This is a genomic window from Nocardia testacea NBRC 100365 (genome assembly GCF_000308775.1).
Lineage (GTDB): Bacteria > Actinomycetota > Actinomycetes > Mycobacteriales > Mycobacteriaceae > Nocardia > Nocardia testacea.
The window spans coordinates 1-5,396 of record NZ_BAGJ01000040.1 but is presented as its reverse complement, the minus strand read 5'-3'; the positions used below and the strand labels follow the sequence as shown (position 1 = coordinate 5,396).

Below are 5,396 nucleotides of genomic sequence, written 5' to 3'. Positions count from 1 at the left end.
GTTCCGGCGGTGTCCTACTCTCCCACACCCTGTCGAGTGCAGTACCATCGGCGCTGGCAGGCTTAGCTTCCGGGTTCGGAATGGGACCGGGCGTTTCCCTGCCGCTATAACCGCCGTAACTCTATGAAACTATCCACACAGAGAGCCAAACACCCTTGTCGGGGTTTGTCTTCTGTATCTGTGTGTTGTTTCAGATACTGCACAGTGGACGCGTAGCAACCTTTGTTTGTAAGCCCTCGGCCTATTAGTACCGGTCACCTCCACCAGTTACCTGGCTTCCAGTTCCGGCCTATCAACCCCATGGTCTGTAGGGGGCCTTAACCACTCGAAGGTGGTGGGAAACCTCATCTTGGAACAGGCTTCCCGCTTAGATGCTTTCAGCGGTTATCCCTTCCGAACGTAGCCAACCAGCCGTGCCCCTGGCGGGACAACTGGCACACCAGAGGTTCGTCCGTCCCGGTCCTCTCGTACTAGGGACAGCCTTCCTCAAGTTTCCAACGCGCGCGGCGGATAGAGACCGAACTGTCTCACGACGTTCTAAACCCAGCTCGCGTGCCGCTTTAATGGGCGAACAGCCCAACCCTTGGGACCTACTCCAGCCCCAGGATGCGACGAGCCGACATCGAGGTGCCAAACCATCCCGTCGATATGGACTCTTGGGGAAGATCAGCCTGTTATCCCCGGGGTACCTTTTATCCGTTGAGCGACACCGCTTCCACATGCCGGTGCCGGATCACTAGTCCCGACTTTCGTCCCTGCTCGACATGTCTGTCTCACAGTCAAGCTCCCTTGTGCACTTGCACTCGACACCTGATTGCCAACCAGGCTGAGGGAACCTTTGGGCGCCTCCGTTACATTTTGGGAGGCAACCGCCCCAGTTAAACTACCCACCAGGCACTGTCCCTGAACCAGATCATGGTCCGAGGTTAGAGGTCCAATACGACCAGAGTGGTATTTCAACGACGACTCCACACACACTGGCGTGCATGCTTCACAGTCTCCCACCTATCCTACACAAACCGTACCGAACACCAATACCAAGCTATAGTGAAGGTCCCGGGGTCTTTTCGTCCTGCCGCGCGTAACGAGCATCTTTACTCGTAATGCAATTTCGCCGAGTCTGTGGTCGAGACAGCAGAGAAGTCGTTACGCCATTCGTGCAGGTCGGAACTTACCCGACAAGGAATTTCGCTACCTTAGGATGGTTATAGTTACCACCGCCGTTTACCGGGGCTTAAATTCTCAGCTTCGCGCCGAAGCGCTAACCGGTCCTCTTAACCTTCCGGCACCGGGCAGGCGTCAGTCCGTATACATCGTCTTACGACTTCGCACGGACCTGTGTTTTTAGTAAACAGTCGCTTCTCTCTGGTCTCTGCGGCCCAAACCAGCTCAGGAAGTAAATTCCGTCACCAGCTCGGGCCCCCCTTCTCCCGAAGTTACGGGGGCATTTTGCCGAGTTCCTTGACCACAGTTCTCTCGATCGCCTTAGTATTCTCTACCTGACCACCTGTGTCGGTTTGGGGTACGGGCCGTGTACCAACTCACTAGAGGCTTTTCTCGGCAGCATAGGATCACTGAATTCGCCTCAATCGGCTACGCATCACCTCTCAGGCTGTATGCAACACGGATTTGCCTATGTTGCGCCCTACAGGCTTACACCAGTACAACCACTGACTGGCCCAGCTACCTTCCTGCGTCACCCCATCGCTTGACTACTACACCCAGGGTCGCGCGCAGCCCCATCCGGCCTCCCGAAGGAGGTCCATCAGGTTTTGGGCGCTTAGCACAGATGATTCGCCATTGGGCGCGGATACACGGGTACGGGAATATCAACCCGTTGTCCATCGACTACGCCTGTCGGCCTCGCCTTAGGTCCCGACTCACCCTGGGCGGATTAACCTGGCCCAGGAACCCTTGGTCATTCGGCGGACGAGTTTCTCACTCGTCTTTCGCTACTCATGCCTGCATTCTCACTCGCGCAGCCTCCACAACTAGGTCACCCCGCTGCTTCCCTGGCTACACGACGCTCCCCTACCCAGCCACACCACTGCACACGATCCCGTAGGAACATGTGGATGTATTGTGCGACTGCCGCGGCTTCGGCGGTGTACTTGAGCCCCGCTACATTGTCGGCGCAGGATCACTCGACCAGTGAGCTATTACGCACTCTTTCAAGGGTGGCTGCTTCTAAGCCAACCTCCTGGCTGTCTGCGCAATCCCACATCCTTTTCCACTTAGTACACGCTTAGGGGCCTTAGCCGGCGATCTGGGCTGTTTCCCTCTCGACTACGAAGCTTATCCCCCGCAGTCTCACTGCCGCGCTCTCACTCACCGGCATTCGGAGTTTGGCTGATTTCGGTAAGCTTGTGGGCCCCCTAGACCATCCAGTAGCTCTACCTCCGGTGAGAAACACGCGACGCTGCACCTAAATGCATTTCGGGGAGAACCAGCTATCACGGAGTTTGATTGGCCTTTCACCCCTACCCACAGCTCATCCCCTCAGTTTTCAACCTAAGTGGGTTCGGGCCTCCACGACGTCTTACCGTCGCTTCACCCTGGCCATGGGTAGATCACTCCGCTTCGGGTCTAGAACACGCGACTCAAACGCCCTATTCGGACTCGCTTTCGCTACGGCTACCCCACACGGGTTAACCTCGCCACATGCCACTAACTCGCAGGCTCATTCTTCAAAAGGCACGCCATCACCCCCCACAGCAAGCTGTGCAAAGGCTCTGACGGATTGTAAGCGCACGGTTTCAGGTACTATTTCACTCCCCTCCCGGGGTACTTTTCACCTTTCCCTCACGGTACTAGTCCGCTATCGGTCACCAGGGAGTATTCAGGCTTACCGGGTGGTCCCGGCAGATTCACAGCAGATTTCACGGGCCCGCTGCTACTCGGGCATCATCCACGAGAGCCGTTGAGTTTTCGCCTACGGGATTCTCACCCTCTACGACAGGCCGTCCCAGACCACTTCAGCTAACACAACGGTTTCTAACTCTCGCCCGATCCGGCAGAACCGGGAAGAATGACCCCACGACCCCACACGCGCAACCCCTGCCGGGTATCACACGCGCATGGTTTAGCCTCATCCGCTTTCGCTCGCCACTACTCACGGAATCACATATTGTTTTCTCTTCCTGTGGGTACTGAGATGTTTCACTTCCCCACGTTCCCTCCACACACCCTATATATTCAGATGCGGGTAACACGACATCACTCGTGCTGGGTTTCCCCATTCGGACACCCTCGGATCACAGCTCGGTTGACAGCTCCCCGAGGCTTATCGCAGCCTCCTACGTCCTTCATCGGCTCCTGGTGCCAAGGCATCCACCGTACGCTCTTAAAAACTTACAAAACAAAGATGCTCGCGTCCACTGTGCAGTTCTCAAACAACACACCCACTCAGATCGAACATCAGGACTTACCGGCCCAGCCGGCAGTATCTCAGAAAATCCGAGCAGATCGTATTTTTTGCCTGGAAAGAACGTCTGTTCTTTCAGGACCCAACAGTGTGTTGATATATCCACCAGCACCACAGACTCGGCCGTGGCCATACGTGATGGAGATTGTCAGCGTTCCACCCATGAGCAACCACCGAACCACATTCGAGTTCGAAATGGCCTCTGCCACAACCGGTACTCGACTCTTCGAGCCGGCATGGAGAATGCTCCTTAGAAAGGAGGTGATCCAGCCGCACCTTCCGGTACGGCTACCTTGTTACGACTTCGTCCCAATCGCCGATCCCACCTTCGACGGCTCCCTCCACAAGGGTTAGGCCACCGGCTTCGGGTGTTACCGACTTTCATGACGTGACGGGCGGTGTGTACAAGGCCCGGGAACGTATTCACCGCAGCGTTGCTGATCTGCGATTACTAGCGACTCCAACTTCACGGGGTCGAGTTGCAGACCCCGATCCGAACTGAGACCGGCTTTAAGGGATTCGCTCCACCTCACGGTATCGCAGCCCTCTGTACCGGCCATTGTAGCATGTGTGAAGCCCTGGACATAAGGGGCATGATGACTTGACGTCGTCCCCACCTTCCTCCGAGTTGACCCCGGCAGTCTCTCACGAGTCCCCGCCATTACGCGCTGGCAACATAAGATAAGGGTTGCGCTCGTTGCGGGACTTAACCCAACATCTCACGACACGAGCTGACGACAGCCATGCACCACCTGTACACCGACCACAAGGGGGCCTACATCTCTGCAGGTTTCCGGTGTATGTCAAACCCAGGTAAGGTTCTTCGCGTTGCATCGAATTAATCCACATGCTCCGCCGCTTGTGCGGGCCCCCGTCAATTCCTTTGAGTTTTAGCCTTGCGGCCGTACTCCCCAGGCGGGGTACTTAATGCGTTAGCTACGGCACGGATCCCGTGGAAGGAAACCCACACCTAGTACCCACCGTTTACGGCGTGGACTACCAGGGTATCTAATCCTGTTCGCTACCCACGCTTTCGCTTCTCAGCGTCAGTTACTTCCCAGAGACCCGCCTTCGCCACCGGTGTTCCTCCTGATATCTGCGCATTTCACCGCTACACCAGGAATTCCAGTCTCCCCTGAAGTACTCAAGCCTGCCCGTATCGACCGCAAGCTCGGGGTTGAGCCCCGAGTTTTCACGATCGACGCGACAAGCCGCCTACAAGCTCTTTACGCCCAGTAATTCCGGACAACGCTCGCACCCTACGTATTACCGCGGCTGCTGGCACGTAGTTGGCCGGTGCTTCTTATACTCCTACCGTCACTCTCGCTTCGTCGGAGTCGAAAGAGGTTTACAACCCGAAGGCCGTCATCCCTCACGCGGCGTCGCTGCATCAGGCTTCCGCCCATTGTGCAATATTCCCCACTGCTGCCTCCCGTAGGAGTCTGGGCCGTGTCTCAGTCCCAGTGTGGCCGGTCGCCCTCTCAGGCCGGCTACCCGTCGTCGCCTTGGTAGGCCATTACCCCACCAACAAGCTGATAGGCCGCGGGCTCATCTTGCACCGATAAATCTTTCCACCATCGACCAGGAAGCCGAAGGTCATATCCGGTATTAGACCCAGTTTCCCAGGCTTATCCCAGAGTGCAAGGCAGATCACCCACGTGTTACTCACCCGTTCGCCGCTCGTGTACCCCGAAGGGCCTTACCGCTCGACTTGCATGTGTTAAGCACGCCGCCAGCGTTCGTCCTGAGCCAGGATCAAACTCTCCGTTGAAGACTCACAATCACACCCGAAGGCGCAATCAAAAGTACAAACTAGAGTCCGAAAACCCAGCAAAACAATCGCCAGCCGGAATTTAGCTGACTTAAATGTTCAGTCCTCCACACGGGGGTATGAAGAACCGAAACCAAATTAAATATTTGGCACTGACATTCATCAACACACTATTGAGTTCTCAAAGAACACACGCACACA

The 5,396-nt window shown here is 56.2% G+C and carries 3 rRNA genes; all 3 read right to left on the bottom strand.

Annotation, left to right across the window (positions count from 1 at the left end):
- Position 1 precedes the first annotated feature (1 nt).
- A 5S ribosomal RNA gene (rrf, locus tag ON38_RS05465) occupies positions 2 to 118 on the bottom strand.
- A gap of 106 nt (positions 119 to 224) precedes the next feature.
- Positions 225 to 3,357 (bottom strand): 23S ribosomal RNA (locus ON38_RS05460).
- 321 nt (positions 3,358 to 3,678) lie between these two features.
- A 16S ribosomal RNA gene (locus tag ON38_RS05455) occupies positions 3,679 to 5,195 on the bottom strand.
- Together the 16S, 23S and 5S rRNA genes form the textbook arrangement of a ribosomal RNA operon.
- Between the last annotated feature and the right edge of the window lie 201 nt (positions 5,196 to 5,396).